We start from the raw sequence: 26723 nt of genomic DNA, 5'->3' as shown, positions 1-26723 counted from the left end.
ATTCGATGTTCGTCGATGAATCGCCGGGTCCCCTCGCGCCTCGGGGCCGGTCCCCGTCCCCATCTCGACCGGCCCCCCACGATCAACCCACGGCCCGCCCGGCGCGCGACCCCCGACGGGGATCGCCGCGGGCGGCGCGACCAGGAATCCCCGCCCGGAGGGCGGGAAAGTCCGATGCCCATGGCTTCCTTGATCCCGCGGCGGAGCGCGGGCGGGGGGCCGGGCGGCGGAATTCTCCAAGGATGGAACGGATGAACCAGCCGGTGAGCCAGTCGGGTGGGAAGCTCTGGATGCGGGCGGCGGCGCTCGCCGTCGCGTGCGGCTTCTCGCTGATCCTGCCGTCTTGCGCGATACCCGCGCTGCGCAACGCCAAGCCGGGGCCGGGGGCGCTGCCCACCTACGACCTCCGCAAGACGGACCCTCAATCCGACCTGCCGCCGGTCTTCGAGGCGGCCGACAGCCCGGACAACTCGGGGCTGCTCCGCGTCGAGGAATTCTTCGACGACCCGGCCCTGGTCGGACTCGTGCGCTCCGCGATCGGCGGCAACCAGGAGCTGCGGATCATCACCGAGGAGATCCAGGTCGCCAGCAACGAGATCATGTCGCGCAGGGGGGCGTACCTCCCGTCGATCGACCCCGGCGGCCGCATCGCGATCGAGAAGACCAGCCTGTTCACGATCCCCGGCGTGACGATCCTGAACGACCCGTTCGAGCGCGGCCGCTTCCTCCCCGACCCCATCCCCGACTTCCTCTTCGCGCCGGCGATGATCTGGACGCCGGACATCTGGTGGCAGTTGCACAACGCCAGGGACGCGGCGATCCTGCGCTACTACGCCGCCGGCGAGGCGCGGAACGCGTTCGTCACCAACCTGATCGCCGAGGTCGCGAGCAACTACTACCGGCTGATGTCGCTCGACAATCGGATCGTCATCCTGGACGAGACGATCAAGATCCAGGAGCAGGCGCTGGAGATGGCCAGGTCCGTCAAGGAGGGCGCCCGCGGCACCGAGCTGCCGGTCCAGCGGTTCCTGGCCGAAGTCCGCAGGAACCAGAGCGAGAAGGAGATCGTGCGGCAGGACATCGTCGAGACGGAGAACCGGATCAATTTCCTGCTGGGGCGCAACCCCCAGCGCGTCGAGCGCTGGACGGGGGATTTCATCGACCTGAAGCTGCACCCGCTGAGCGTGGGCTTCCCCGCGGAGCTGTTGAGGAATCGGCCGGACATCCGCCAGGCCGAGCGCGAGCTGGAGGCGGCCGGGCTGGACGTGCTGGTCGCCCGAAAGCAGTTCTACCCGAAGGGCTTCATCGGCTCGAACGTCGGCTATCAGGGCTTCGACCCCCGGTTCATGTTCCTCACGCCCGAGGGGCTGATCGCGGGCGCCGCCGGCAACCTGGTCGTCCCGTTCATCAACCGGAAGGCGATCAAGGCCGAGTACCTCACCGCGAACGCCCGCCAGTTGCAGGCCGTGTATCGATACCAGCGGATCGTGCTGGAGGCGTTCGTCGACGTGGTCAATCGCCTGTCCCGCGTCGACTACTACACCCGCAGCATCGAGATCCGGCGCGAGCAGCTCGCGGCGTTGGAGGAATCGGTGCGGGTCGCCACGCGACTCTTCCAGTTCGCCCGCGCCGACTACGTCGACGTGCTGTTCGCCCAGCGGGACCTCAGGGACGCCCGGACGACGCTGGTCGAGACCAAGCAGGAGCAACTGGCCGCGGTCATCGAGACCTATCAGGCCCTCGGCGGCGGCAGCTACCTCTACTCGATCCCGGTCCCCAGGCCGATGCTGCCGTTCTGGGAGCGGATCCGGACGCGCAAGACACCGGCGCTCGATGTGAAGCCGGAGCCGATCGGCGAGCCGGTCACGCCGTCGATCCCCGGGCCCCCGCGGAGCCCGGCGGCCGAGCCGTTCACCGACCCGCTAGCGCCGTCGCCGGCCGACGACGCGCCCCCTCCCCCGCCGCCGGACGATCCGGACGAGCGCCAGGGCGGGCTCGGCCCCGCGGACCGGATCGAGATCCCGCCGCCCTCGCCGCCCGGAGGCCTGCCGGACGCGCTCCCGCCCGACTGATCCTCGGGAGAACGGCCCGAACCGTCGGGGGCTAAACGTCCCCGCCGGCCGGGGCGCGATTGCCGCGGGGGTCGTCTCCTGATAAGATAATGGAATGCAAATCACCTCGAAGATCGGGACGGCGACGCTCGCCTCCGGATTGACGGAACGCGACCCGACAAGTCGATCGGTCGAACCCGGCGAAGATCGGAGATTTGACGTGGACCATGCGCCCGAAAGCCCCTCCTCGGCGATCGGTCTCAAAGTCTTGATCGTCGACGACAACGTCGACTCGGCGACCTCGTTCGCCATGCTCTGCCGGATCGACGGCCATGAGGTCCGCACCGCCCACGACGGTGCCGAGGGGCTCGCCTTCGCCCGCGAGTTCGAGCCCGACGCCGTCTTCCTCGACATCAGCCTGCCGGACATGAACGGCTACCGCGTCGCCGAGCAGATGCGCCGCACCCCCCCGCTCGACAAGACGTTGCTCATCGCCATGACCGGCTACGGCGACGCCGAGCACGAGCACCGCTCGCAGCAGGCGGGCTTCGACCACCACGTCGTCAAGCCGGCCGACCACACTTACATCAAGCAGCTTCTCGACCGCCGCGCCGCGACCGGCTGCTGCTGAAGCCAAGCCGGGCCGGCCATCAACGCGACGCCTTCAGGGCATCGCGGGCCAATTCCAGCGCCCCGTGGACCACGACGGCCTCGCCTAGCTCCGCCGCGACGATGTCGAACGAGCCCCGGAACGGCGCGAACGCGCCGGCGTCGACCCGCGACCGGATGGGGGCGAACCACAGGTCCTCCCCCATCAGCGAGACGCCCCCTCCCAGGATGATGCGCGCCGGGGCGATCAGGGCGACCGCCTCGCACAGCGCGTGCGCCATGGCGTCATGGGCCTGCCCCAGCACCCGGAGGGCGTTCGGATCGTCCCGACGCGCCGCGTCCGCCACGTCGACGGCCGTGATGCTCGCGGGGTCGCCGCCCGACTCGTCCTGGACACCCCAGCGGCGGCCTTCGGCGTCGAGAGTCCGGGCGAGGTCCCTGGCGACGGCCCCGATTCCCCAGCCGGAGGCCACCTTCTCCAGCTCCGGCCACTCCGCCCCCGCGGGGGCGAGGTCGGAAGGGGGGACGCGCAGGTGGCCGATCTCGGCCGCGCCCCGCCCCGCGCCGCGATAGATACGGCCGTCGATGATCAACGCCCCGCCGATGCCGCTGCCGATCGTCAGGTACAGGATCGGCGAGCGGCCCCGGCCCGCGCCCAGGCGAGACTCGGCCAGGCCGGCGACGTCGGCGTCATTGTGGACCGAGACGAGCGGGACGCCCAGGGCCTCGCGGAACCAACCGGCCAGGGGGAAGCCGGTCCATCCCTCGACCTGGAACGAGGTCTCCGTCCGCCCCGACTCGGCGTCGACGGGCCCGCCGAAGCCGACGCCGACGGCCCGGACGTCGCCCGGCCGCAGGCCGTGTTCCTCGCCCAGCGCGGCGAAACCATCCTCGATCTGGGCGAGGATCCCCCGCGCGCCGTCGGCGGGGACGATCGTCCGCCGGATCAGGCCGTCGAAGCCTTCGGGGTGGCGGCTCAGGCCGAGCTGGAGCTTGGTGCCGCCGATCTCGACGCCGACGGCCCAGGGGTGGTGGCTTGGCATGTCAGGCGTGGGCCGTCGCGCGGTGCTTGGCGGCGAATCGGCGATGGAGGTCGTCGATCAGCCAGTGGAAGACGACCTGGTGGAGCGATTCCACGATCCCCATGTCGTCGATGCCGACGTGGAGGTTGTGCCTCCCCATCTCCTGGAGCTTGCCGCCGGAGAAGCCGGTGAAGCCGACGGTCTCCAGGCCGTTGGCCTCGGCCCACTCCACGGCGCGGAGGATGTTGGGGCTGTTGCCGGAGCCTGAGATGGCGATCAGGACGTCGCCGTGGGAGGCGAGGTTCTTCAGCTGTTCGATGAAGATCCGCTCATATCCCTCGTCGTTGGCCCAGGCCATGATGCCGGCGGTGTTGTCGGTGAGGCTCAGGACCTTCAGCCGCTTCTGGCCCTCGAAGTCGACCAGGGTGCACTTGGCGAGGTCCTCGCAGAGGTGCGAGGCGTTCGCGCCGGAGCCGCCGTTGCCGATGATGAAGACGAACCGGCCGGCGTCATAAGCCCGCTCGATCACGTCGCTGACGTTCTCGACCGAGCGGAGGTCGAGCCTGGCGATCTCGTCGCGCACCCGCGACAGGTAGTCCCCGGCCGAAAGCGTCTGTCCCAGCATTGTCGCCACTCCTTCCGGCGCGGTCTCCGTCCTTCTCCAGCGGCGGGATCATAGCAGCCGGGTCGAAAGCGTGTAAAGTGGACTCGGCCCCGCCCCACGACCCGCCCCCGGGAGATCGACGCCTAAGATGAGCGCCTGGTCCTCGATCGTCAGCCTCGCCGTCGTCGCCCTGGTCACCTTCGGGGGGCTGGCTTGCGGCCGGCATGCCCTGGCCCTGCCGCGCGGGCTGCCCCGCGCGCTGGCGGCGGCCGTGCTGGGATGGGCGTGGATCACCGTGGCGATGCAGCTCCTCGGGGCGCTCGGCCAGCTGCGCCTCGGCTGGATGGTGGGGTGGTCCGGCGTGCTGGCGCTGGCGGCGGGCGCCTGGGCGACGCGGCTCCGGGAATCCGACCCCGCCCCTCCCGCCCCGGCCGAGCCGACGGGATGGGAGGGCTGGGTCGCGCTCGGTCTGCTGCTCTGGACGGCGATCGTCTTCGGGCTCCCCTCGCTCCTCCTCCCGGTGAAGGTGGTGAGCGACGGCCCCATCTATCACCTGTACTTCGCGGCGAAATGGTGGAAGGCGGGGGGCCTGGACCTCGTCCCCGTGCCGTTCGGCGAGAGCGCGGCGACCTACTTCCCGGCGAATGGCGACGTCTGGTTCGCCTGGCTGATGGCGACCTGGGGGGGCGACCGGCTGGCGAGGGTGGGGCAGGCGCCGTTCTACGTGATGGCGTGCCTGGCGGCCTACGGCTGCGCCCGCGAGCTGGGGGCCGGGCGGACGGCGTCGCTGGTGGCGACCTCGCTGTTCGCGACCGGCGGGCCGCTGGTCTCGTTCAACTTCGAGGCCAACGTCGACACGATCTTCATGGCCGGCTATCTCGCCGCCGCTTACTTCTTCCTGCGGCACGGGCTCGGTCGCGACGGCTGGCCCGCGCTGCTGTTCGGGGGGCTGGCGGCGGGGCTGGCGCTGGGGACGAAGTCGGTGGGGAACCTCTTCGTCCCGCCGCTGGCGCTGGCGGGGGTCGTCGCGGCATACTGGAATTCCCGAAGGCTCAGGCCGACGCTCGCTGGCGCGGGGATCATGCTTGCGAGCGTCGCGACGCCCTCGGCGTTCTGGTTCGCCCGGAACGCGATCCTGACCGGCAACCCGTTGTATCCGCTGACGTTGAAGGTCGGCGGGGCGACGCTGCTGTCGGGCTGGTACGACCGCGACGCCATGACGCAAAGCGTCTACTACGTGCCCGTCGACCAGTGGCGGGCGTTGGTGGACATCCTGGCCGGCGTGCTGGACGCCCGGACGGTCCCGCTCTGGCTGGCGGCCGTGCTGGGGGCGTGGGCGATCGGCCGGGGGCGGCGGCCGGGCGACGGCTGGGTCTGGGTCTTCGCGGCCGGCGCGGTCCTCAACGTCGCGCTCTACTGGCTGTTCATCCCCTATCGGACGCAGCAGCGGTTCATGCTCCAGGGGGTGGGGCTGGCCGTCGTGCCGCTCGCGCGGCTGCTCGATCGCGGCCGGTGGCTGTCGATCCTGGCGACGGCCCTGCTGGCGCTCCACCTGCTGACGCCACAGACGTGGCCGTTCGGCCCGACGGACGCCGACGTGCCGTGGGATCTCCACCCGCGCATCCCCAACGCGGTGCCGTCGATCCTCGGGGTGTCCTCGGCTATGAACAGCGCGTCGGCGGCCGGACGGCTGGCCCTCGCGGGGCTGGCCGCGGCGCTAGCGACCTGGGCGTGGTCGCGTTGGCGATCCGCCCGGCGCGGCGCCCGGACGTGGACGGTCGCGACGGCCTCGGCGCTGGCCCTGGCGGGGTTGGGGGCGTTGTGGACGGCCCCGTTCGCGGGGGACCCTCGGCTCCTGTTCTTCCCGGCGTTCGGGGACTTCTACCTGGGCTGGATGGAACTGGACGCCCGATCTGGCCCAACGGGGTCGCGGGTGGCCTACGCGGGGACGAACATCCCTTACTATCTGATGGGGGCGAGGCTGCGGAACGACGTCCGGTACGTGAACGTCCAGGGCCCCCCCGACTGGCTGCTGCACGACTTCCACCGCCGGGCCGTCGCCGAGGGCCGAGGCTCGTGGCCCAACCCCCGGCCGGGCTGGGACCGCGAGGAGCCCGACTTCGACGCATGGCTTTCGAACCTTCGCGACGCCGGGATCCAACTCCTGGTCGTCACGCGCGTCAACCCGGCCGAGGGTGCCCATAACGTCGCCGACACGGAAGGGTTCCCCATCGAACGCCGCTGGGCCGATACCCGCCCCCAGGTCTTCGAACCCCTCTACGGAGCCCGCGAGGAAGACCCCTGGTTCCGCCTCTACCGCGTCCGTCCCCCGGCCGATTCGCGATGATCGGGCTCTGGCTCCGTTTGGCTTCGTTCGCGCGCCGGCGGTTCGGGTGAATTTGAATTAAGATGTTGACGATCAATGGCTTGCGAGTTCGCGGAGTTGGCTTCGTTCGTCGTATTCGAAGTGGTTTTCCAATCCCGCGAACGTAAGACGCGCGTCCCCTCTCCCGCCGGGAGAGGGTGGCCCAAAGGGCCGGGTGAGGGTCATCGGACGGTCGAGATAGCGGCGGTTCGCCCGTTCCACGCGCCGACATGCCGTCTGCGCTCCGACGACCCTCACCCGCCGCTGGCGCGGCTGGCCTCTCCCGGGGGGAGAGGGGACGGGATCGGGCCGGTGCCCTCGTCATGTCCTCGGTATCGGCCTTCATGCGGGCGGGCCGTCCCCGGGTCATCGATGCTGGCGAATTTTCAAAGAACCTCCGACTTGGGGAATGATCCGGGGGAGGTTCGGCGGGATTTCATGTTTCGAAAAGAATTCCGCGAGGGGGCCGGGGCTATCAGCCGCCGCGGCGGAGTTCGTAATACTGGTCGATGGCCTTGATGCGCTTGACGATCCGGGCGACGACGTAGCCGGCCAGGGCCAGGCAGGCGATGAAGACGTTGGCGAAGGGGAGCGCGTCCGGGCGGGACCATCCTAGCTGGCCCTGGCGCCATTCCAGCCCGGCCAGGGCGTGGAGGCCGGCGTAGCCAGCGATCGCCAGCGCGGTCGTGAGCCAGACGATCCCCTCGCGGAACCAGAGGCCGGACGCCGCGACCATCAGCGGGTAGCCGATCAGCAGCGGCGTGTCGAGGTCGCCCATGATCCAGACGAGCAGCGTCAGGCAGGTCATGTCGCCGAGGATCCAGGCCCCTCGCGTCGCGTCCGATTCCCGTCCCCGCCGCTTGAGTTGCTGGAACAGGAGCGTCAGCACGGCCCAGAGGCCCAGGACGACCTGGACCCAGGCGCGGGCGGTGGCGTCGGGCTCCAGGGATAGGAAGTGGTAGTTGACCTCGGTGAGCACGCTCATCAGGCCCAGGCCGGCGAGCCGGGCGGCGATCTCGGGCTCGCGTCGGACCCAGCGGCGGAGCTTCTGGACCGGGCCGGACGCCGCGATCACGTCCCCCTGGATGTACCGGGCCAGCTCGTCGGCCAGCGCGGCGGGGGTCGGGTAGCGGTCCGAGGGGGACTTCTCCAGGCACTTCAGGCAGATGTGCTCCAGCTCGCGGGGGACGTCCGGGCGGAGCTGGTGGGGGGGGATCGGGTCGCAGTAGATGGCCTGCATCACCGTCTCCATCGTGGTCCCCATGCGGAACGGCGGCCGGCCGGCGAGGATCTCATAGAGGATCGCGCCCAGGCCGTGGACGTCGGTGGCCGGGCCGATGGCCTTGCGGTCGCCGGAAGCCTGCTCGGGGGCCATGTAGCTGGGCGTCCCCAGGACCGCGCCCGAGGCCGTCAGTTCGCTGGACTGCGACGCCTGCCGCGCCAGGCCGAAGTCGGTGACGCGCGGGGAGCCGTCGCGGTCGATCAGGACGTTGGAGGGCTTCAGGTCGCAGTGGATGAACCCTTGCTCGTTGGCGTATCGCACGGCGCGGGCGAGGGTCTCGATCAGCCCGGCAGCGGCGATCGGGTCCTCGCGATACGTCTCCATGTGGTCGGCCAGCGTCCCCCCCTCCACCAGGCGCATGGTGAAGTACAGGAAGCCGTCCTGCTCGCCGACCTCGTGGATCGGCACGATGTTGGAGTGGTCGAGCCGGGCGGCGAGCGCGGCCTCGCGGCGGAAGCGCTCGCGGTCGGCGTCGCCGGCCAGCGCGCCGGAGAGGATCATCTTGAGGGCGACGGGGCGGTTCAGCGCGGTGTCGTGGGCGCGGTACACGATCCCCATGCCGCCGCGCGCCAGCTCCGCGACGAGTTCGTACTTGCCGAAGCGCTCGCCGCCGGCCGGCGGGGCCGACGACGAGGGGGAGGCAGGCCGACGCGGCTCGTCACCGGGGCGCAGGCCGACGGTCGCCTCGAAGGGCTCGCCGTCGGCCGCTCCCTCGTCGGCCCCCGAGTCGGTCTCCTCGCGGAAGAGCGGGCGCAGGGCGTCGGCGTGGGGGGGGAAGCGGCGGAGGTATTCGCGGAGGGAAGGCTCCTCGCCGACCGTTTGACGCAGCTCGATCTCCAGGGCGGCCAGCTCCTCGACGAGCGCCGGGCGGTCGGGATCTTCGGGGGGGCCGAGGTAGTCCTCGACGCGCGGCCGGGGGCGGGCCTTCCAGTCGGCCTCGAAGCGCTCGCAGGCGTCGTGGACCTTCCGCGCCACGGCGAGCGGGTCGGCGGCGTCCTTGCCGGGGGGCTTGGTCATGAGGCGTCCTCGTCCCGTTGCGACCAGGTCTTGCGGATCAGGTCGAGGCGTCGGGCGACGGTCCGCCGCGCGCAGCCGAGGCGCTCGGCGATCTCGTCGCTGGTGTAGCCCTCCATGCGACGGAGGGCGACCTCGCGCAGGCCGTCGTCGGGGAGGGCGTCGAGCAGGCGCTGGAACTCCTCGGCGACCATCGCGGCGAACTCCGGCGTCGGCTCGTCGCCGGCGATCAGCTCGAGGCCGCCGTCGCGGTCCAGCTCGCTCGCCTTCCGTCCCCCGCCGCGCTTGAGGCGGCGTTCGCGCCCGACCTGGGCGAACGCCTTGCGGGCCGTGATGACGACCATGAGCTTCCAGAGATCCTCGCGGTCGTCCAGCTTGGGGAACCGCCCCTTCGCCGCGCCCTCGCAGAAGCTGTTGAACGCCGAGAGCGCCGCGTCCTCCTCGTCCTCGTCGGCCCCGGCCTTGCGGAGCCCGCGCAACTTTGCCCGGGCCAGGACGACGAGCTTGCCGAAGTAGCGCTCCCAGAGCGGCTGCGCCGCGGCGAGGTCGCCGACCTTGAGGTCGCCGATCCAGTGCGTCACCGATCCGCGGTCGACCTCGTTCATCGCTCGGCCCGTGTGAGAGTTGATTGGAGTCGGGGAGCGGCTCGCCGCCCGACGCGAGTTCCCCCCTTCTCCCCTCGTGGGAGAAGGCGGCCGAAGGCCGGATGAGGGGGGCGTCGCGGCGGCGTCCGGTCCCGCGTCCCCCTCATCCGCCCCTCCGGGGCACCTTCTCCCACGATGGGAGAAGGGATCATGGCATCGGATTGGAGGGGGGTTCGAGTCCGCTCGCGCGCCGGCTCGCGCCATCCCTGGCATTCTACGCCACGGTTATGTCATCGGGTCGCCCGTCAGAATTCCTCGACGTGATTCTCGGCGACCTCGGCGGGGGCGAGGGGGCGTAGCGAGGCTTTGCGGACCATGCCGGCGGATTCCCAGGTCGCGAAGCCCAGGGGCTCGCTCGCCCGGACCTGGATGCGGGTGGAGAGGACGCGGTCGCGGATGTCGACCTTCACGACCTCCTTGTCGTCGATCCAGCAGCGGACGGCGTCGGCGGTGACGCGGACGCGGAAGCGGTACCAGACGTCGTCCTTGTAGCGGTGGCCGGTGGTGGTCTGGTTCTCGGAGGCGTCGGCGCCGTCGAGGCAGGAGAGGCCGGTGATGTTCCCCCCCCAGCCGCCGTTGACCAGCGTGACGAAGCCGTCGCCGACGGGGAACGTCGCGGCGGCGAAGAAGTCGTTGCCGGCTGTCCGCTTGGCCTCGTAGGTCAGCTCGTAATCGACCTTCGGCAGATCCTCGCGCGTGGAGGTGACGCCGGACATCGACCTGCCTTCCGGCAGCACGATCGCGCCGTCCTCGACGCGGACGTCCACGACGTCGGCCCCGTAGAACGGCGTCTTCTTCCAGCCGTCGAGCGTCTTGCCATCGAACAGCTCGATCGTCCCCGGCGGCTCGTCGGCGGCGATCAGGCCGAGGCAGGCGAACAGGACCACGGAAAAGGCTCTGGACATGATCGACTCCGTCGCGCGTTCGGGCTCGTTCTGTCGGCTCCGTTTAGCATCGACGATGCTACCCGAATCGGCGGCGGGGGTCGATTTCGCTCCGCGTCAAGCCGCGCGGAGCCCGGCGCGGATGCTCTCGGCGATCACCCTTCCCAGCCGCACCGGGACGGCGTTGCCGAGCTGCCGCATGCTCTCCGTCCAGGAGCCGAAGAAGGCGTAGTCGTCCGGGAAGGTCTGGATGCGGGCCGACTCGCGCACGGTGTAGTAGCGGACCCGGCCGTCGGCGAAGGACATCATGTTCTCGCCGCCGGGGACGCCGTGGTCGCCCGCCTTCAGCGTCTTCGACGGCTCGTCCAGCGGGCTGCCGGTATGCCCGGGGTACGACCTTGCGCCCGGGACGAGGCGGTGATTCAGGAACGATTCGGCCTCCCCGTGGGTCTCGGGCTCCGGGAGCCCCGCCAGCGCGTCGCGGACGGTCGACCAGGGCTCAAGCGGGGGGCCGGCCCCGGCGCGCGCGAGCTTCCCCAGGACGCGGGCCGGCGCGGTGGGACGTTCGCTGGTGGCGACCGAGTGACGATCCCAGTATTCGCCGGTCACCCACTTGTCCCGGAGGAGGGCGGCCTCGGAGTGGGTCGGCCCGGGGAACGACCAGTCGCGTTTCAGGTCGGAGCGGAAGCCGACGATGATCACGCGCTCGCGCCGTTGCGGCACGCCGTAATCCGCGGCGTTCAGGAGGCGGAAGACGACGCGATAGGAGAGGCCGCCTCGGCCCCCTTTTGTATGGTGCCGCTCCAGCCTTGAGAGGTGCGATCCCCATTCCTCGTCGGGCTTGTGGACGACCTCGGGATAGGTGATCTGGAGGAGGATGTATTCGAAGTACTTCGCGAAGGACTGCCGGAGGAGCCCCTTCACGTTCTCGAAGAGGATGGCCTTCGGCCTCAGCTCGCGGATCGCCCGGATGGCCTCGGGGAACATGTTGCGCGAGTCGTCGTGGCCCTTGTGCTTGCCGCCGATGGAGAACGGCTGGCACGGCGGCCCTCCCGCGAGCAGGTCGACTCCCTCGCCGTAATCCGCGTAGCGGACGGCCCGCGCGTCGGTCTCGAGGAGGGGCCAGGCGATCACGCCTCGGTCGTTGTTCGCTCGGATCGTCCCGCAGGCGTCGCGGTCCCGCTCGACGACCGCGTCATGCTCGAAGCCGGCCTGCGAGACCCCAAGGGCTAAGCCGCCCGCCCCGGCGAATAGCTCGATCGAACGCATGACTCATCCCAGGAAATCGCGGACGCGACGGGCGATCTCGTCGCGGTCCTTCAGCTGACATTCCCAAACGATCAGATAAGTCCAGCCCAGGGCCGACAGCGCCGCCTCGTTCCGACGGTCCCTCTCCTCGTTCCCCGTCAGCTTCTTGCCCCAGAATTCCTGCCGCGACTTCGGCATCCTGGTGCGCGAGCAGCCCGCCCCGTGGCGATGCCAGAAGCAACCGTGAATGAAGATTACCTTGCGGCGGCGTTTGAAGACGAGGTCGGGCTTCCCCGGCAGCGTCCGGTCGTGCAGCCTGTATCGATACCCCAGGGAATGCACGAGGCGTCGGACGACCATCTCCGGCTTCGTGTCCGTCGACCGGACAAGGCCCATCTGTTTGCTCCGCTCCTCCGGCGTGAGCGAGTCCGCCATGACGCACCTCCCGACGGGCCGAGAATCCACCGGGGCATTATAGTGGAAGGGGCGAGCCATCAGGGGAACGCGATCCCACCGGGAGGGAGACGATGCGGGGCGAGTCGATCGATCGTCGGCGGTGGCTGGGGGCGGCGGCCGTGCTGGTCGCGGGGGGCTTCCGGAGGGCGTCGGCCGCCCAGCAGGCTCCCGCGGCGCAGCCGGGGCCGGCACCGATCCGCGACGCCGACGAGGCCGAGGTGGAGAAGCGACTGCGCGAGGCGGGCTTCGATCGCTTCCGACGGCTGCGGTCGATCCATTACCTGGCGCTCGGCGACGCGGCGGATTCCTTCCTGCGCTCGACGCTGACCGACTGCGAGGGACTCCTGGCCGACTACGCGCGGCACCTCCGCGCGCGGGGGTTCGAGGTCAAGGAACCGGAGAAGCCGCTGCTGGTGACGGCGTTCGCCGACGACCGATCGTTCGGTCGGTATCTCGGGCTGCCCTCGCTGATGGAAGGGGGCGCGCAGGCCGTGGGAGTCTACGACCGCGCCAGTAACCTGTTGAGCGTCTTCGACTGGCGGAACGTCCCCCAAATCAGCCGCGCGGCGAATCGCAACGTCCAGACGATCGCGCACGAGGCGATGCATCAGCTCACGTTTAATACCGGCCTGCTCGACCGCGAGGCCGACGCCCCCGCCTGCGTCATCGAGGGCCTGGGGACCTACGGCGAGCCCCGCAAGGTGATGGGCCCCAGCGACCTCGGCCGGATGAACGTCCACCGCGCCGACGACCTGGCCAAGCTGCGACGCTCGATCCCGTGGATCCCCGCCCGCGAGTTGCTCACCGACGACCAGGTTATCCGCGCCGGCCTGTACGGCAAGGTGATGCTCGCCTACGCCGAGTCGTGGGCCCTCGTCCATCTCCTGTTCAACGACAAGGGCCGCCTCCCCGGCTTCCGCGATTACCTGGCCGCCCTCCGCCAGCGCAAGACTCCGGAACATCGCGAGGCCGACGCCCGCGCCCACCTCGGCGACCTTGACCAACTCGACCGCGATCTCCAGGCCCACGCGGTCCGCCTGGTGCGAGCGTTATGAACGCCCATCGGCCGCCGGGCGGGGTTTGCCAACCGCGGGAAGGACCGAATGGGATCGTGCATGGGTCGTCTTCCGTGAAGAGATCGCGGGCCGTGCCTAATGAGCCGTCGCTCGGTCCAACCGCTTGACAGAGAGGCGGGTTCTTCGATGGGGGAGCTTGATCTATCGGAAATCCGCCCTGCCGATGAAACCATGATGAATAAAATCGGCATGTTGCGGATTCGGGCCTGGGAATCGTTCTATCCCGAAATCGCGCGCCTGCGAATCTGGTTGGAGGATCTGGACCGTTCCGCCATGCACTGGGCCATCCTCAGGGATGGCGAGCCGGTGGCGGCGGCTCGGATGAGCATCCATGAGACGCTGGATAGCGTGCCCGATTCCGAGTCCTATCGTGGGGCCTTCAGAGAGCCATTGCCTTCTCCCATCGCTTCCTTCAACAGGCTGGTCGTCGAGCCGTCCTCCCGCAAGCAGGGCCTGAGTCGGAGGCTGGACCTGGCCCGGATGGACGCGGCGCGGCGGCACGGATGCCGTATCGCGATTGGGTACTCATCCGTCGACAGCCGAATATCGCGACTGGAGGAATTGGGCTGGTTCATCGTCGGCCCCGGAAAGCAGTCTCACGTGTTCTCGCACAGAGCAATTCCGACGATCCTTGCCCGTCATCACCCGGGTCCACCAGCACTAGGCCTGGCTCACGAACCAGTGGCCAGTGGCGGATGACGAGGAATGATCCCGTTTCGCGGCGGGCCCGATCGCCCTCCGGAAAATAATCGCACGGATTCCCGAGGCTGTCGCCACTAACGGGGGTAGTGGGCGCGCGGGGGAGGGCCTCGCGGCGGGGTGCATGTCGGGAGGCTGGGCGATGAGGCTGACTTTGCGGACCCTGCTGGCGTGGCTGGACGACAAGCTGCCGCCGGTGCAGGTGCGGGAGATCGGCAAGCAGGTGGCGGTGAGCCCCCTGGCGCAGGAGCTGGTCCAGCGGATCCATCGCGTGACGCGGCAGCGTCGGCTCACGATACCCCCCCCGTCGGGGGAGGAGGCCACCGACCCGAACCTCGTCGCGAGCTACCTGGACAACGACCTGAACGCCGAGCAGGTGGCGGAATACGAGAAGAAGTGCCTGGTCTCGGACGTGAACCTGGCGGAGGTGGCCAGCGTCCACCAGATTCTCAGCCTGCTGGGCCAGAAGGTGCAGGTCCCGCACCAGGCCAAGGTTCGGATGTACGGGCTGGTGAAGGGGCGCGAGGCCCAGCGGCCGGCCGACGCCGAAGCCGCCGCGCCGCCCCCCCAGCCGGCGTCGCAGCCGGTCGCCCCGTGGACCGCGCAGACGCCGCGTCGGAGGGATTGGGTCGAGCGATACGGCCCGGCCGCGGCCTGCCTGGGCGTCCTCGGCCTGCTCACCTGGTCGGCCTACGAGAGCCTGAAGCCCGACCCGGCGCGCGACGCCGTGCTCGTCGCCGCCGTGCCCTCGAAGGCCGGCGGCGCGCCGGACGGCTCGACCCCCGCCGTCGATCCAGTCGCCGCCCCCCGGGCGGCCGACCCCGCGCCAAGGGCCGCGGCCCCCGCGCCGGTCGTCGACGCGATGCCGGACGGGTTGGAGGCCGGTGACGAGCCCGATAACGAGGCCGAGACGGCGAACGCCGCGCCGGCGCCGGGCGAGGAGGCCGCGGCGCCGGTCGCCGTGCCGGCCGGTTCGTCGGCCGTCGTCGCCCGGCTCGACGGGATGCTCCTGGAGTACGACGCCGACCATCGCGAGTGGGTCCGCGCCCACGAGGGGGACGGCATCCACGCGGGCGACCGCCTGATGAGCACGCCGAATTCCACGGCGCGGCTGGAGGGGGGCGGCGGGCCCCTGACGCTCCTCGAGGACTCGGAGATCCGCGCGCTGGACGACCCCGCGGACGGCGGCGTGAACATCGAGCTGGTCCGCGGGCGAATCCTGGCGGAGACCTCGTCCCAGGCGCGCTCGCTGCACGTCGCCTGTCAGGGCGTGGGCGTCGAATTGCAGCGCCCGGCCGGCCTGGCGGTGGGCGTGGAGTCGGCCCGGCGCTGGGAATACGGCGTCGCCGCTCCCGTGGCGCCGGCGCTGGTCGTCCACGTGGCCGCCGGCGGCGAGCTGACGCTGAAGACCGCGAAGGCGACCCAGAAGGTGCAGGGCCCCGCCGTCGCCCGCGTCGACGCCGCCGGCGCGGTGACGACCGCGAAGGAAGCCGCCCCCGCCGAGTGGCTCTCGGGCCCCGAGGCGTCCGCCGAGCGGACCGCCGGCCGCGAGAAGTTCCTCGCCGAGTTCGCCGAGGACCGGCCCGTCCTGGCCGACGTCGTCTCGGCGACGGAGAGCGACGACCCCGACGTCAAGGCGGCGGCGGTCGCCATGCTCCGCGGCCTCGGCGACCTCTCGTTGCTGACGCCCATCCTGGAGCGCCCGGAGGACCCCGTCGCCCGTCGCGCCGCCATCGCCGCGATCCGCGAGGAGCTGGCGTCCGGCGAGGCGGCGGCCCGGCGCGCCTGGGACCAGATCGAGGCCGACATGGGCGCGGCCGACCGGGCCCGGCTCGCGAGGCTGCTGCCCGGGCTCTCGGCCAAGGACGCCACGCCGGAAGCGATCGAGGAACTCGTCGAATCGCTCTCCCCGCGCGAGCCCTCGCTGGCCGTCCGCGAGCTGGCGTACGACAACCTCCGGCGTTCGACCGGCCGGGAGGCGCCGGCCTACGACGCCGACGCGCCCGAACAAGGGTACGCGGCGTGGCGTAAGCTCCTGGAGGACGGCGCGTTGAAGCCCGTCGCCGGGAAGTAGCGGCGTCCGGCCCGCCCGGGGGACCTTGCGTTTCCTGGAACGGGGGCGGTTCGCGTGATATATTCCAGTCGCGGTGACTCGCGTGGCGGGTCGCCCTTTCCCGTCTCGTCCGGGCCCGGGGCGTCTCCGTCGCCCCGCGTCGGGCTCCCCCTTGAGTGTGGCCGCCTTGAATCCACGAGGGCCCTGCTACTGGAGCGCGCTGACGGGGATGCTGATCGCCGTGGGCGCGGGGACCGCGGCCCTGGGCCAGCAGCCGGCCGCCCCCCCCGCCCCGCCGGCCGGCGCGGTCGCCCCGCCGGCATCGGACTCGTCGCCCGCCGCCGTCGAGGATAAGCCGTCGAGGCGCTGGCCCAGCGAGGTCGTCATCCTCGAAGGGGCGGCCGACGCGGCCGAGTTCTGGAAGAAGCTGGCCGCGCCCGACTGGATCATCGCGCGACCGGCCCCCGGCAGGATCGGCGAGGCCCCCCGGGCCGAGGGCGGGGCGGCCGTCGCGAACATCGACGAGGTCCGCGTCTCCGGGGCGGTCGAGGGGGAGACGGCGCGGCTCGTCCTGGACATCCACGCCGAGCTCTTCGTCGACGGCCCGACGTGGGTGCCGCTGGGGCTCACCGTCCCCGTCGTCCCCTCGGCCCGGGAAGGGGACCGCGAACTGGACGTGCGACGGCCCGAGGGCGGGCCGTGGGAGGCCCGGCTCGAGGGCGCTCGCGGGCATCGGCTCCGGATCGAGGCCGTGGCCCCGGTCCGCGTCGGCTCCCAGCGGCGGACGCTGGAGCTGGCCGTCCCGGAGGCGTCGGCGACCTCGTTCGACCTGATGCTGCCGCGGCGCGCGATCGACGTGGACCTGGGCACGGGCGAGATCGTCCCGAAGCCCGAGCCGGTCGAGGGGCGAGGGCTGCGGTTGGCGGCGCATGTCCGGCCGCGCTCGCGGCTGGAGCTGAGCTGGAGCGAGCAGGACGCCGCCGGCCCCCGCGCCGCGCCGCTGTTGTCGGCCCAGGTGGAGATGGCGGTGGACGTGGACGCCGAGGGGGTCTCGGTGCGGTCGTCCTGGGCCGTTTCCTGCTCGCGAGGGGTGGCGCGCAGCCTCCAGATCCGGCTCGGCGAGGACGAAGAGGTCGCCGGGGTGCGGCTCAACGACCAGTTCCAGGCCTCCGGGATCGAGCGCTCCGGGGGGGCGAACCTGCTGACCATCCCGCTGTCGGAGCCGCTCCGAGCCGGGGAGTCGCGGCGGCTCGTCCTGGAGACGAGGCGGCCGATCGCCGGCGCGGGGACGTTGGAGTTCGCCGGCTACCCCCTGACCGACGCCGGCGAGCAATCCGGCTTCCTCGGGGTCACGCAGGGGCCGAACCTGTTCGTCAGCGTGTCGCGGGCGCGAGGTTTGCGCCGGATCGACCCGCGCGACCTCCCCACGGCGCTGAAGACGAGGCTGGGGACGGCGATCGCGATGCAGTTCGGCGAGCAGCCGTTCGAGCTGTCGCTGGGGGTCGAGCCGGCGCCGCCGCTGTTCCGGGTGGACGCCTCGGCGCGGCTGTCGATCGACCCGGACGGGGTGCGGAACGAGACGACGCTGGACGTGGAGCGGGTGCGCGGGACGCTGTACGAGATCGAGGTCGCGACCCCTCCCGGCCTGAAGGTCACGTCGATCGGCCCCGCGGAGCTGGTGGAGGCCGCCGCCGCCCCGCGGCCCGGCGAGGCGGGGGGGGGGGCGGGGGCGCGATCGCTGCGGATCCGCCTGACGCCCCAGGCCCGCGACCGCTCGGCGTTCGGCCTGACGCTCGTCGGGAGGCAGGACCCCGTCGAGCCGGGGGACGTCCGCCTGGGCCTGTTCGCCCCGCGGGGGGCGGTCGCGACCACGACGACGCTGGCCGTCTCGGCCGGGGTCGACGTCGCGCTGGAGCCGCTGGACGAGACGCTGGTGAAGGAGCCGGCGGCCGACCCGCCCGCGACCAGGGCCGAGGCGGGAGCCCCCCCGACCCTGCGGCTGCGCACCTCTCGCAACCCGACTGCGCTGGACCTGCGGCTGGAGCGTCGCGCGATGGCGATCCGCCGCGAGACGAGCCTGTCGGCGCGGGTCTCGCGACGCGCGATCGAGGTCAGGCAGGAGACGAACATCCGCGTCCGGCACGGCGCGCCGACCTCGCTGGTCGTGCTGACGCCGCCGGGCGTCGCGCCGGGGTGGGAGGCGTCGGACGGCCAGCGCCCGCTCCGCAAGGAGGAGCTTGACGAGCCTTCTTCCGGCGTCCGCCGGGCGCGGCTGACCTTCGATCGGCCCGTCTCCGACGCCTCGCTGACGTTCCACTTCCGCGTGCCGCTGGGCCGGCCGCTGACCTCGGAAGGGCCGACCGCGGCGCGGATCCCCTGGATCGCGATCGAGGCCGGCGAGCCCGGGCCCTGCACGATCGCGGTCGCGACGGACCCGGACGTGGCGGCGGCCGTGGACGACCCGGCCTGGTCGCGCGTGGAGCCCGTGGCCGACGGTCGCGAGCCGCTGGCCTACCGGCTGGAGCGGGACGACGCGGCCGACGCGCTGGCGGCGACGGCCCGGCTGGTCGAGCCGGTGGCGATGCCGGCGGTCGTGGCCTCGCGGGCCTTCGTGCGGTCGTCGCTCGACGCCGACGGCGGCCTGCGGGTCCGGGCGTGGTACGCGGTGGAGTCCCACCCGCGGTCGCTCTCGGTCGCGCTCCCCCCGGGCGCGAGCTGGCTGCGAGTGCGCGTGGACGGCCAGGCCGTCGACCGGATCGACGCGACCGGCGAGGGGGGGGAGACCCGGATCGACCTGCCGGCGGAGTCGGCCGAGCGGCCCGTGCTGCTGGACCTGGAATACCGCGCCCCGGCCGCCTCGGCGCGTCGGCCGTGGTCGGCGCCGACGCTGCTGGGGGGGGCGGAGGTGCTCCAGACGTACTGGCTGGCCCAGGTCCCCTGGACGCTGGTGGCCCCCGTCCCGCCGCGAGGCTGGACCGACGAGGGGCGATGGGCCTGGGACGGCTTCGCGGCCTCGCGCCGGCCGGTGGCGTCGGCGTCGCGGCTGGCGGCGTGGGCGGCCGGCCCCGCGGCGACGGCGGCCGCGCTCGACGAGACCCCGGAGGGGGACGACGCGGCGCGAGGGCTGCTCTACAGCCGCCCCGGCCCCCCGACGCCGATGGCCCCCCGGCTGGTCTCCCGCGCCGGCGCCGTGCTGGCGTGCTCCGGCCTGGCCCTGCTGGCGGCCCTGGCGCTGACGTTCTTCCCGTCGCGGGCCCCGTGGGTCGCGGGGGCCGCGGCGGTCGCGGGCCTGCCGGCGGCGATGTACCTGCCGGCGGGCGCCTGGGCGTTCGCCATGCAGGCGTCGGTCTTCGGGGTCGCGCTGGGGCTGGCGATCTTCCTGGGACGCCGGCTGGCGGCGCGGGAGGCGCCGGCTCCCGCCGGGGGCCCCTCGCGCGTGACGGCGGGGTCGAGCCTGGTCGCGCCGGGGTCGTCGTTCCGGTCGGCCTCGGAAGTCGGCTCGGACGACTCGACGGCGATCCGGTCGCGGCCGTCGACCACGATGGACTACCTGGCCGCTCCCCCGCCCCCCGGCCCGGATCCCGACGCCTCGCTCGCCACGCGCCGGCCGCGCGGGCTGCCGCTGGAGTGACGCCATGGTCGCCGACTTCCGACGCCGGCCCCTCGCGCCGAAGCTCCTGACGTCGCTCCTGCTGGCGGCCTCGCTCCTGTCGCCGGGCCTATCCCGGGCGCAGGAGGCGACCGAGGTGACGCGCGTCCGCATCCCGTCCAGGTTCGTCGCGGCGCAGTTCCCGCCGGACACCCCGCTGATGGCGCTCACGCCGGAGGCGTTCGAGGAGCTGCTCGCCCGGGTGGCGGCGGCCGACCGCGATCGCGCCCGCGGAGGCCCCCGGCTGGTCCGCGCGCGGCACTCGGCGCGGTTCAGCCCGGGGCTGCTGACGGGGAAGTCGGAGTTGGTGCTGGCGCCGGGGGCGGGGGAGTTCCGCGTCCCCATCGAGCCGTGGTCGCCGGCCATCCTCTCCGGCCCGAAGGCGGGGGCGGTGGTGGCGGCCTCCGCGTCGGGCGAGGCGTCCATCCTGGTCGAGCCCGGGGCGGACGGGCCGCCCGGCGAGGCGACCGTGACGGTGGAGTGGGAGCTACGATCGCGGCCCGACTCTCGTGGCCGCATCTTCGCCCTGGCGCTCCCGGGGGAAGACGCGACGACGTTCACGCTGGACGTCCCCGCCGGCTGGGAGCCGACCGGCGCGTCCGGGCATCGCGACGGGCCGACGCCGGGCGACGCCCCCGGGCGGGAGTCGTGGCGATTCTCCGGCCGCGTGGGCGCCGCCGACCTGCGCCTGACCCACCTGGCCGAGGCGCGGGAGTCCGCCAACCCCGCGCGGATCTGGGTCGCGGGCCCCACCCGGATCGACCTCCGGGCGGCGTCGGCGTCGGGCCCGGCCGCCAACTTCACGACCGATTGGACCCTCCAGGGGGACGAGCCGGGGGCCGACTCGTTCGCCGTCGAGATCGCCCCGGGGCTGGACCTGCTGGGCGTCGAGGGGCCGACGGTCCGCGAGTATCGGATCGAGGAGGGCTCGCCGCCTCGCGCCGTGGTCACGCTGGCGGCGGCCGGGTCGGGCCCGGCGGGGATCCGGTTCCTGGGCCACGCCCGCGCGCCGACGGAGGGGGCGTGGACCGTCCCGTCGATCCGGCCGCTCTCCCCGGCGACCTGGACCGGCGGCTCAACGACGATCATCCTCGACGACGGCCGGGTCGTCCGCGACTGCCGCGAGATCGACGGCCGCCGCGTCCCGCCGCCGGCCGACTCGCCGTCGGGCCTCGCCGTGATGGTGTTCGAGTCGGCCGCGCCGGGGCCGCCCGCCGAGCTGTCCTTCCGCCCCCCCGGCGCGACGCCGACGGCGACGGTCCTCGGCCGGCTGACTTTTCGCGAGGCGTCAACCCGGCTGGAGTGCGAGGTCGACGGCGTCGGGGCGACGGGGACCCCCACGGAACGGACGCTGGAGCTGCCGCCGGGCTGGGTCGTCGACCGCGTCGAGGTCGTCGGCTCGGAGGAGGTCGTCGCCTGGAACCAGTCGAAGTCGGACGACGGGTCGAGCCTGCTGCGGCTGGCCGTCGCGGCGTCGGGTTCGGCGCCGGAGGGGAGGACGATCCGGGTCGGGGCGACGGCGACGGATTCGCCGCGTTTCCCCCGGACGATGGCCCTGCCGCGGGTCCGGCCGACGGGATGCCGGATCGCCGACGAGGCGTGGATCGTCCGCGCGACGGGCCGCGTCGAGGCGACGCCCGGCGAGACGAAGGGCCTGGCGTGGATCGACCCGTCGCGCGCGCCGAACCTGCTGCCGCCGACCCCGCCGGCCGACCTGCGGACGCTCCTCGCCTGGCGCTGGACCGCCCCGGACGGGACGGCCCCGGTGGAGGTGCGGCTCGCGGAGCCGACGCCGACCGGGAGGGTCCACGTCCGGGCGCGGGTGAACGGCGATGGCAGTCGGCTCGACGTCGCCGGCCGCGCCGAGTCGACCTCGGCCGCGACGGGGGCGATGTTGTGGATCGACTCCCGGGCCGAGGAGCTGGCGGCCTGGTCGTTCGTGAGCGCGGCGACCGGCGAGGCGATCGCGCCGGCGATCCTCCCCGACCGCCTGCGCCGGCGGCAGGGCTTCCCGGAGGGGGGCGTCGCGGTGGAGCTGCCGGCCGGGGCGAGAGACGACGGCCGGGTCGCGGTCGAATTCCGGGCGTCTTACCCCTGGGGAGGGTCCGGTCGGGTGCCGCTGGTCGCCCTCCCCCCCGCGACCTCGCCGACCGGCGTGGCCGTGGTGGAGACGCCGAGTCCCATGCGCTCGCTGATCGAGGGCGAGGGGCTCGGCCGGGTCGAGGCCGCGCTCGCCGATCGCCTCGCCCCCGGCCCCGAGGGGGACGCGTCCCCCCCCGGCTGGTCGGCGCGGGCGCTGACCTACGCGCCGGGGGCTCGGATGTCCCTGCGGACCGAGGGCCTGCGGCCGGAGCCCTCGCCGGGGCTGATCCGCGGGGCTCGGCTGGCGACGCGGACGTTCCCGGGGGGCCGGTCGCTCAACCGGCTGCGGCTCCTGGTCGCGGCCGACCAGACGGCGTCGCTGACGTTCCGCATGCCGGACGGCGCGAAGCTCGCGGCGGCGCGGGTGGACGGCCGCCGGGCGACGCCGGCCGTCGAGGGGGACGCGGCCACGATCCCCCTCCCTTCCGGCCCCGGGGAGCGCGCCCGGGCCGTCGAGCTGGACTACCGGGCGGAGCCGTCGGGGCCGGTGGACGCCCGCCGGCTCCGGCCCGTCCTGCCCGACTTCGGCGTCCCCTGCCTGTCGTTCTCCTGGGAGCTGGCCCTCCCCGCCGGCGAGTCGGTCGTGGATCCGGGGCCGGGGCTCGCGCTGGAGGCGGCCGACCCCAGGCCGGCGTGGCCCTTCGAGGTCCTCGGCTTGGCGCGCCGGCGCTGGCCCGGCGAGCGCCCGGCCGCCCGGTCGCCGCGCGAGGACGTCCTGCGCCGGCTCGATGACCTGCTGGGCGCGGCCCCGTCGGAGGATCTGACGTTCGCCGACCTGTTCACGCGATGGGACGCCGGGCCGACCCCGGTGGTGATCGACCGCTCGGCCCTGGCCGACGAGGGGGTCGGCCCGCGCACCCGGTGCGGCTCGCCCCCCGCGGCCGGGGCCGTCTGGCGATCGGTGCGGATCCTCCAGCGCCTCGGGCTGACGATCGCGGTTGTGGACGACGCGCTGGTGGTGACCTCGCGCCGAGTGGCCATGTCCTCGGCGGGGCCGGCGACCTGGCGGGGCGCGGTGGGCGAGGCCCTCATGTGGGGCGAGGACGAGGCGGATCGCTTCCAGTCCGCGTCCCGATGGCGCGGCGAGCCCTCGGCCGAGGGGGACGCGGGCCGACGCCCCGACGCGCCGGGGCGGGAGACGTGGCGGCTGTGCGCGACCTCGTGGCCGGGGCCCGACGCGGTGGTCGTCACCGCGGACGACGCCGCCCGCGCCGTGATCGGCTGGGGGGCGGCGCTGGCGGTCTTCGCGATCGGCCTGCGCCGGGCGACGGCGCCGCGACGCGGGCTGATCGCCCCGCTGGGGCTGATGGTCGCGGCGGTCGTCGTCCACGACTGGTGGGAGGGCGTCCCGCCCGAGCCGACGGCGGGCGTCTTCGCGGGCGCCTTCGCCGTCCTGATGGTCCGGCTGGGCCGGCTGCTCCGCGCCACGCTCCGGGGACCCCGGGCCGATGCCTCTGCGGCGCCGACGGCGATCGGCTCGACGCTCGTCGGCCGCCGCGCCTTCCGGGTGGGGGTCGGGCTGCTGGCGGCCTTCGGGCTGTCGCGGGCGGTCGGCTCGCAGGCCCCCGGGCCGGACGCGCCGATCCTCGCCCTGATCCCCTACGACGGCGAATTCGACCCCGACGCCCCCCCCTCGCGCGTGATCCTCCGCCGAGAGGACCACGACCGCCTGCGCGAGCGCGCCACGCCGCCGCCGGGGCCGCTCGCCGACGGCGGGCCGATCGTCGTCGGGGCGGAGCATCGCCTGGAGCGGGGGGACGGCCCGAGCCTGACGGTCGTCAGCGAGTACGCGCTGCGCCCCGGCGAGGCGGCCTCGCGGTTCGTCTTCCCGGTCGGCGACGTTTACGACATCGGCGCGACCGTCGACGGCGTCCGCGCGCCGGTGATCGTCGAGCCGGGGGGCGCGTCGGCGGCCGTGGTCGCGCCGGCCGGCGCGACCCGGGTGTCGCTGCGTCGATCCGCGACCCCGACCCGCGACGGGGATCTGGAGGCCCTTGAGCTGGAGGTCAACCGCGCGCCGTTCGCCAGGCTGACGCTGGAGCAGCCGGCGGGCTCGGCGCCGCCGCGGGAGCTGGCGGCGCGGGGCCGGGTGGTGGCGACGGGGGACCGGCCCATCGAGGCCTTGCTCGGGCCCGTCGACCGGCTGAGCGTCTGCTGGTCGGCCCCCGGGCCGGCGGCGACGGAGCCTTCCGCGACCGTGGAATCGCTGATGCTCTGGGATCTCGACCCGGCCGGCGAGCGCGTCCGCGCCCGCCTGACGTACCGGCCCCGCCGTCGCACGTCCACGATCGCGATCGGCCTGGAGCCCGGCCTGGTGCCGCGGGCGGTCGACATCCCCGGGCTGGTCGACACGACCTGGGGCGGGACGCCCGAGAACCCGGAGTGGATCGCCCACGTCGACCCGCCGCTGCCGGAACGGGCGACGATCTCCCTGGATTTCTGGCGGCCCCTGGATCGGGTCGCGCCCGCCGGCGAGCCCGGCTCGGCGGCCCTCCGGTTCCCCCGCGTGGAGCCGCTGGGGGTCGATCGCGAGTCGGGGCTGCTGGCCGCGCGGCGGCCCGGGCGCTGGTCGGGACGGCTGACGCCGTCGCGCGAGGCCGAGGCCGTGGAGGACGAGACCTTCGTCCGCGCCTGGGGCGCGCTGCCGGACGACGCGCTCACCTTCGCCGGGACGGTCCGCCACAACGGCCGCGAGCCGGTCGAGTTCCTCACCGGGCCGATCCCCTCGCGCTCGCGGCGCCGGCCCGCCGTGCGGGTCGTGATCGACTCGGGGCGGATCGACTGGCGGTGCGACCTGGAGGTCTCGGAGATCTCCGGGCTCATGGACCGCCTGGATGTGGACGTCCCGGGAGAGCTGGTCGTGCTGGGGATCGAGTCCCTCGGCCTCACCGACTGGAGTCGAGAGCCGGGGGGCCCCCTGCGGGCGCGGTTCGACCGGATCGACCTGAAGTCGCGTCGGACGGTGCGGATCCGCGGCTGGATCCCCGTCTCGCGGCTCGTCCCCGGGCCGGGCCCGCGCCGGCATCGCCTGCGGCTGCCGTGGGTCGACCCGGGCGACGGCGCGGGCTCGGCCGGGACGCTGGAGGTCTTCGCCCGCGGCGCGGTGGAGCTGGCGACGACGGCCGGAGGGGCGTCCGAGGCGGCCACCGTCGCCGAGGAGGTCCAGGCACCCTCCGGCGGGCCGTGGATCCGCAAGGTCTACCGGGTCGACGACCCGAAGCGGGTCGGGGAGCTGTCGTGGGCGCCGTCGCCGCCGCGATCGAACGTGACCATCGGCAGCCAGTTGACGATCCACCCGGACTCGGCCGAGTGGGTGGCCGTCCTGCGCTACGACGTCGTGGGGGGGCCGCTCGAGGCGATCCAGCTGCGCCTCCCCCCCGAGTGGGCGGCCCGTGGCCGGATCCAGGCGGCGGGCCGGGACCAGCCGCTGGTGGCCGAGTCGCACGAGGGCTCGACCGACTGGACGATCACCCCGGACCGCCCGGTGTGGGGGTCGCGGCGGCTTGTGCTGCGCTCGCGGCTCCCCATCCAGCCGGGGCGCGAGGTGGCGTTCCCGACGGTCGCCCCGCTGGGGCTGGGGGTGGTGGACGCCTCGCTCGCCCTGGTGTTCGCCACGTCCACCCTGCCGGCGATCTCCGGGACCGCCGGGCTGCGCTCGATCCCCTACGCGTCGCGGTTCCAGGACGCGGAATTCGGCGGCGCGATCGGCCTGGCGCCGAGGGCGTACCACGTGGATCGCGAGGGCTGGACGCTCACCGTGCAGGCGCCGCCGGGCGAGCCGACCGGGCCGGCCGGCAAGGACTCGTCGGCCGGCGTGAGGTCGGCGGACGTGTCGGTGGTCGTCCGGCCGGACGGATCGGCGCTGGGGCTGGCGGAGTACCAGGCGGAGCCCAGGACCGGCCGATTCCTGACCGTCGCCCCGCCGGGGGGGGCCCGGCTGATCCGCGCGGCGGTCGACGGCGCGGCGGTCGGTCCGCTGCTGGACGCCGAGGATCGCTGGACGATCCCGCTGGGGGACTCGACGGCCCGCCAGGTCAGCCTCGTCTGGTCGGCCGACCCGCCCCCGCCGGGCGCGCGCGGGCCGGCCCTCCCTCGCGCCGGCGACGGCCGCGCGCCGGCGCTGGTGACCGTCCACGCGCCGCCGGAAGCGACCGTCCTGTCGACGCTCGGCGGGCTGGAAGGCGCGGGACCGGAGCGGATCCACCTGGAGCGGGCCGACCGGATCGCCGCTCGGGCGCTCGACCTGGTCGCGGAGATGGACCGCGGCTCGGGGCGCGACCGCGCCCGGCTCGTCGCCCTGCTGATCGACCACGAGTCGACGCTGCGCGAGGCCGAGCACGCGCTGCTGGCCGCCTCGCGCGGCCCCGACCGCGCGCGCCGCGAACGCGCCACGCGCGACCTGGAGGTGGTCAAGACCGCCCGGGATCAGCTGGCCGAGTCGCTGCGGGCGGCGGGGATGGAGGAGGCCATCGCCTGGGCCCGCGAGGCGCTCGGGCTGCCGGTCGAGCCCGGCGCGATCGCGCCGACGGCCCCGGTCGCCCCCGAGGCGACCGACCGCGAGCGGATCCGCCTCCTGGGGCGGCCCGCCTTCTTCGTCGGCGTCTCTCCCGGGCTGGCCGACCCGCCCGCCCGCCTGGAGCTGTCGCCCGACCGCGCCGAGGGCCTGGGCGCCGTCAGCGAGAGCCGGGCGCGGTCGCTGCTGCTCCTGGCGCTGCTGCTGGGCCTGGGCCTGGCGGGGCTGACCTCCGCCCGGCAGGCCGGGGCGCAGTGCCTCATCGCCGCCGCGTGCCTGTCGCTCGCGGCGGTGGCCGGGGGGCCGCTGGCGCTCGGGGCCTCCGCCGCCGTCCTGATCGTCGGCTGGCTCACCCGCCCGCCGGCCCCGCGCGGGGGCGGGGCCGGGGCGTGGATCTGAGCCGGTCCCGCCT

General features: G+C 73.6%; 15 protein-coding genes. 8 read left to right on the top strand and 7 right to left on the bottom strand.

Annotated elements, in window-relative coordinates:
- The first annotated feature begins 251 nt into the window (after window positions 1-251).
- Window positions 252-2072: a TolC family protein gene (locus WG209_RS06535; protein WP_337174215.1), complete on the top strand. Its 1821-nt coding sequence runs from the start codon at window positions 252-254 to the stop codon at window positions 2070-2072.
- Window positions 2073-2319: 247 nt separating this feature from the next.
- The gene (locus tag WG209_RS06530) at window positions 2320-2682 is read left to right on the top strand and encodes a response regulator (protein ID WP_337174214.1); all 363 of its coding nucleotides are present in this window, start codon (window positions 2320-2322) and stop codon (window positions 2680-2682) included.
- A gap of 19 nt (window positions 2683-2701) precedes the next feature.
- Here WG209_RS06530 and WG209_RS06525 read toward each other — a convergent pair whose 3' ends face one another.
- Together WG209_RS06525 and WG209_RS06520 are read right to left on the bottom strand one after the other, a co-directional pair.
- A complete protein-coding gene (locus WG209_RS06525) occupies window positions 2702-3703 on the bottom strand; it encodes an ROK family protein (RefSeq protein ID WP_337174213.1) in 1002 nt (333 codons plus the stop codon).
- Window position 3704: 1 nt separating this feature from the next.
- The gene (locus WG209_RS06520) at window positions 3705-4307 is read right to left on the bottom strand and encodes an SIS domain-containing protein (protein ID WP_337174212.1); all 603 of its coding nucleotides are present in this window, start codon (window positions 4305-4307) and stop codon (window positions 3705-3707) included.
- 127 nt (window positions 4308-4434) lie between these two features.
- Here WG209_RS06520 and WG209_RS06515 point away from each other — a divergent pair, with 127 nt between their 5' ends.
- Complete coding sequence (locus WG209_RS06515) at window positions 4435-6633, top strand: phospholipid carrier-dependent glycosyltransferase (RefSeq protein ID WP_337174211.1); 2199 nt, start codon at window positions 4435-4437, stop codon at window positions 6631-6633.
- Window positions 6634-7126: 493 nt separating this feature from the next.
- On the opposite strand, the gene WG209_RS06510 is transcribed toward WG209_RS06515, so the two are convergent.
- The 5 genes from WG209_RS06510 to WG209_RS06490 all read right to left on the bottom strand — a co-directional run bounded on the left by WG209_RS06510 (window position 7127) and on the right by WG209_RS06490 (window position 12158).
- Window positions 7127-8950 (bottom strand): serine/threonine-protein kinase, encoded by a 1824-nt coding sequence (locus WG209_RS06510; RefSeq protein WP_337174210.1) that lies wholly within the window; start codon window positions 8948-8950, stop codon window positions 7127-7129.
- Window positions 8947-9552 carry an ECF-type sigma factor gene (locus WG209_RS06505; RefSeq protein WP_337174209.1) on the bottom strand — a complete coding sequence of 202 codons (606 nt, stop codon included), beginning with the start codon at window positions 9550-9552 and terminating at the stop codon, window positions 8947-8949. The genes WG209_RS06510 and WG209_RS06505 overlap by 4 nt, the downstream gene beginning before the upstream one ends.
- A 284-nt stretch (window positions 9553-9836) precedes the next feature.
- Window positions 9837-10496, bottom strand: a complete 660-nt coding sequence (locus WG209_RS06500) for a DUF1080 domain-containing protein (protein ID WP_337174208.1) — start codon at window positions 10494-10496, stop codon at window positions 9837-9839.
- Between the two features lie 96 nt (window positions 10497-10592).
- Window positions 10593-11744: a DNA cytosine methyltransferase gene (locus tag WG209_RS06495; protein ID WP_337174207.1), complete on the bottom strand. Its 1152-nt coding sequence runs from the start codon at window positions 11742-11744 to the stop codon at window positions 10593-10595.
- Between the two features lie 3 nt (window positions 11745-11747).
- The gene (locus tag WG209_RS06490) at window positions 11748-12158 is read right to left on the bottom strand and encodes a very short patch repair endonuclease (protein ID WP_337174206.1); all 411 of its coding nucleotides are present in this window, start codon (window positions 12156-12158) and stop codon (window positions 11748-11750) included.
- Window positions 12159-12250: 92 nt separating this feature from the next.
- On the opposite strand from WG209_RS06490, the gene WG209_RS06485 reads away from it, so the two are divergent.
- The 5 genes from WG209_RS06485 (at window position 12251) to WG209_RS06465 (ending at window position 26710) form a co-directional block, all read left to right on the top strand.
- On the top strand, window positions 12251-13234 hold the full coding sequence (locus tag WG209_RS06485; RefSeq protein WP_337174205.1) for a DUF1570 domain-containing protein: 984 nt from the start codon (window positions 12251-12253) through the stop codon (window positions 13232-13234).
- 147 nt (window positions 13235-13381) lie between these two features.
- Window positions 13382-13954 (top strand): GNAT family N-acetyltransferase, encoded by a 573-nt coding sequence (locus tag WG209_RS06480; protein ID WP_337174204.1) that lies wholly within the window; start codon window positions 13382-13384, stop codon window positions 13952-13954.
- A gap of 142 nt (window positions 13955-14096) precedes the next feature.
- Window positions 14097-16028 carry a hypothetical protein gene (locus tag WG209_RS06475; RefSeq protein ID WP_337174203.1) on the top strand — a complete coding sequence of 644 codons (1932 nt, stop codon included), beginning with the start codon at window positions 14097-14099 and terminating at the stop codon, window positions 16026-16028.
- Window positions 16029-16194: 166 nt separating this feature from the next.
- Complete coding sequence (locus WG209_RS06470; RefSeq protein ID WP_337174202.1) at window positions 16195-19638, top strand: hypothetical protein; 3444 nt, start codon at window positions 16195-16197, stop codon at window positions 19636-19638.
- A 4-nt stretch (window positions 19639-19642) separates the two neighbouring features.
- Window positions 19643-26710, top strand: coding sequence for a hypothetical protein (locus tag WG209_RS06465; RefSeq protein WP_337174201.1), 7068 nt, complete (start codon window positions 19643-19645; stop codon window positions 26708-26710).
- The last annotated feature ends 13 nt before the right edge of the window (window positions 26711-26723 follow it).

Origin of the sequence: Paludisphaera sp., assembly GCF_037189885.1 — a bacterium.
Classification (GTDB): Bacteria; Planctomycetota; Planctomycetia; order Isosphaerales; family Isosphaeraceae; genus Paludisphaera.
This window is presented reverse-complemented; position numbering and strand designations above follow the sequence as displayed.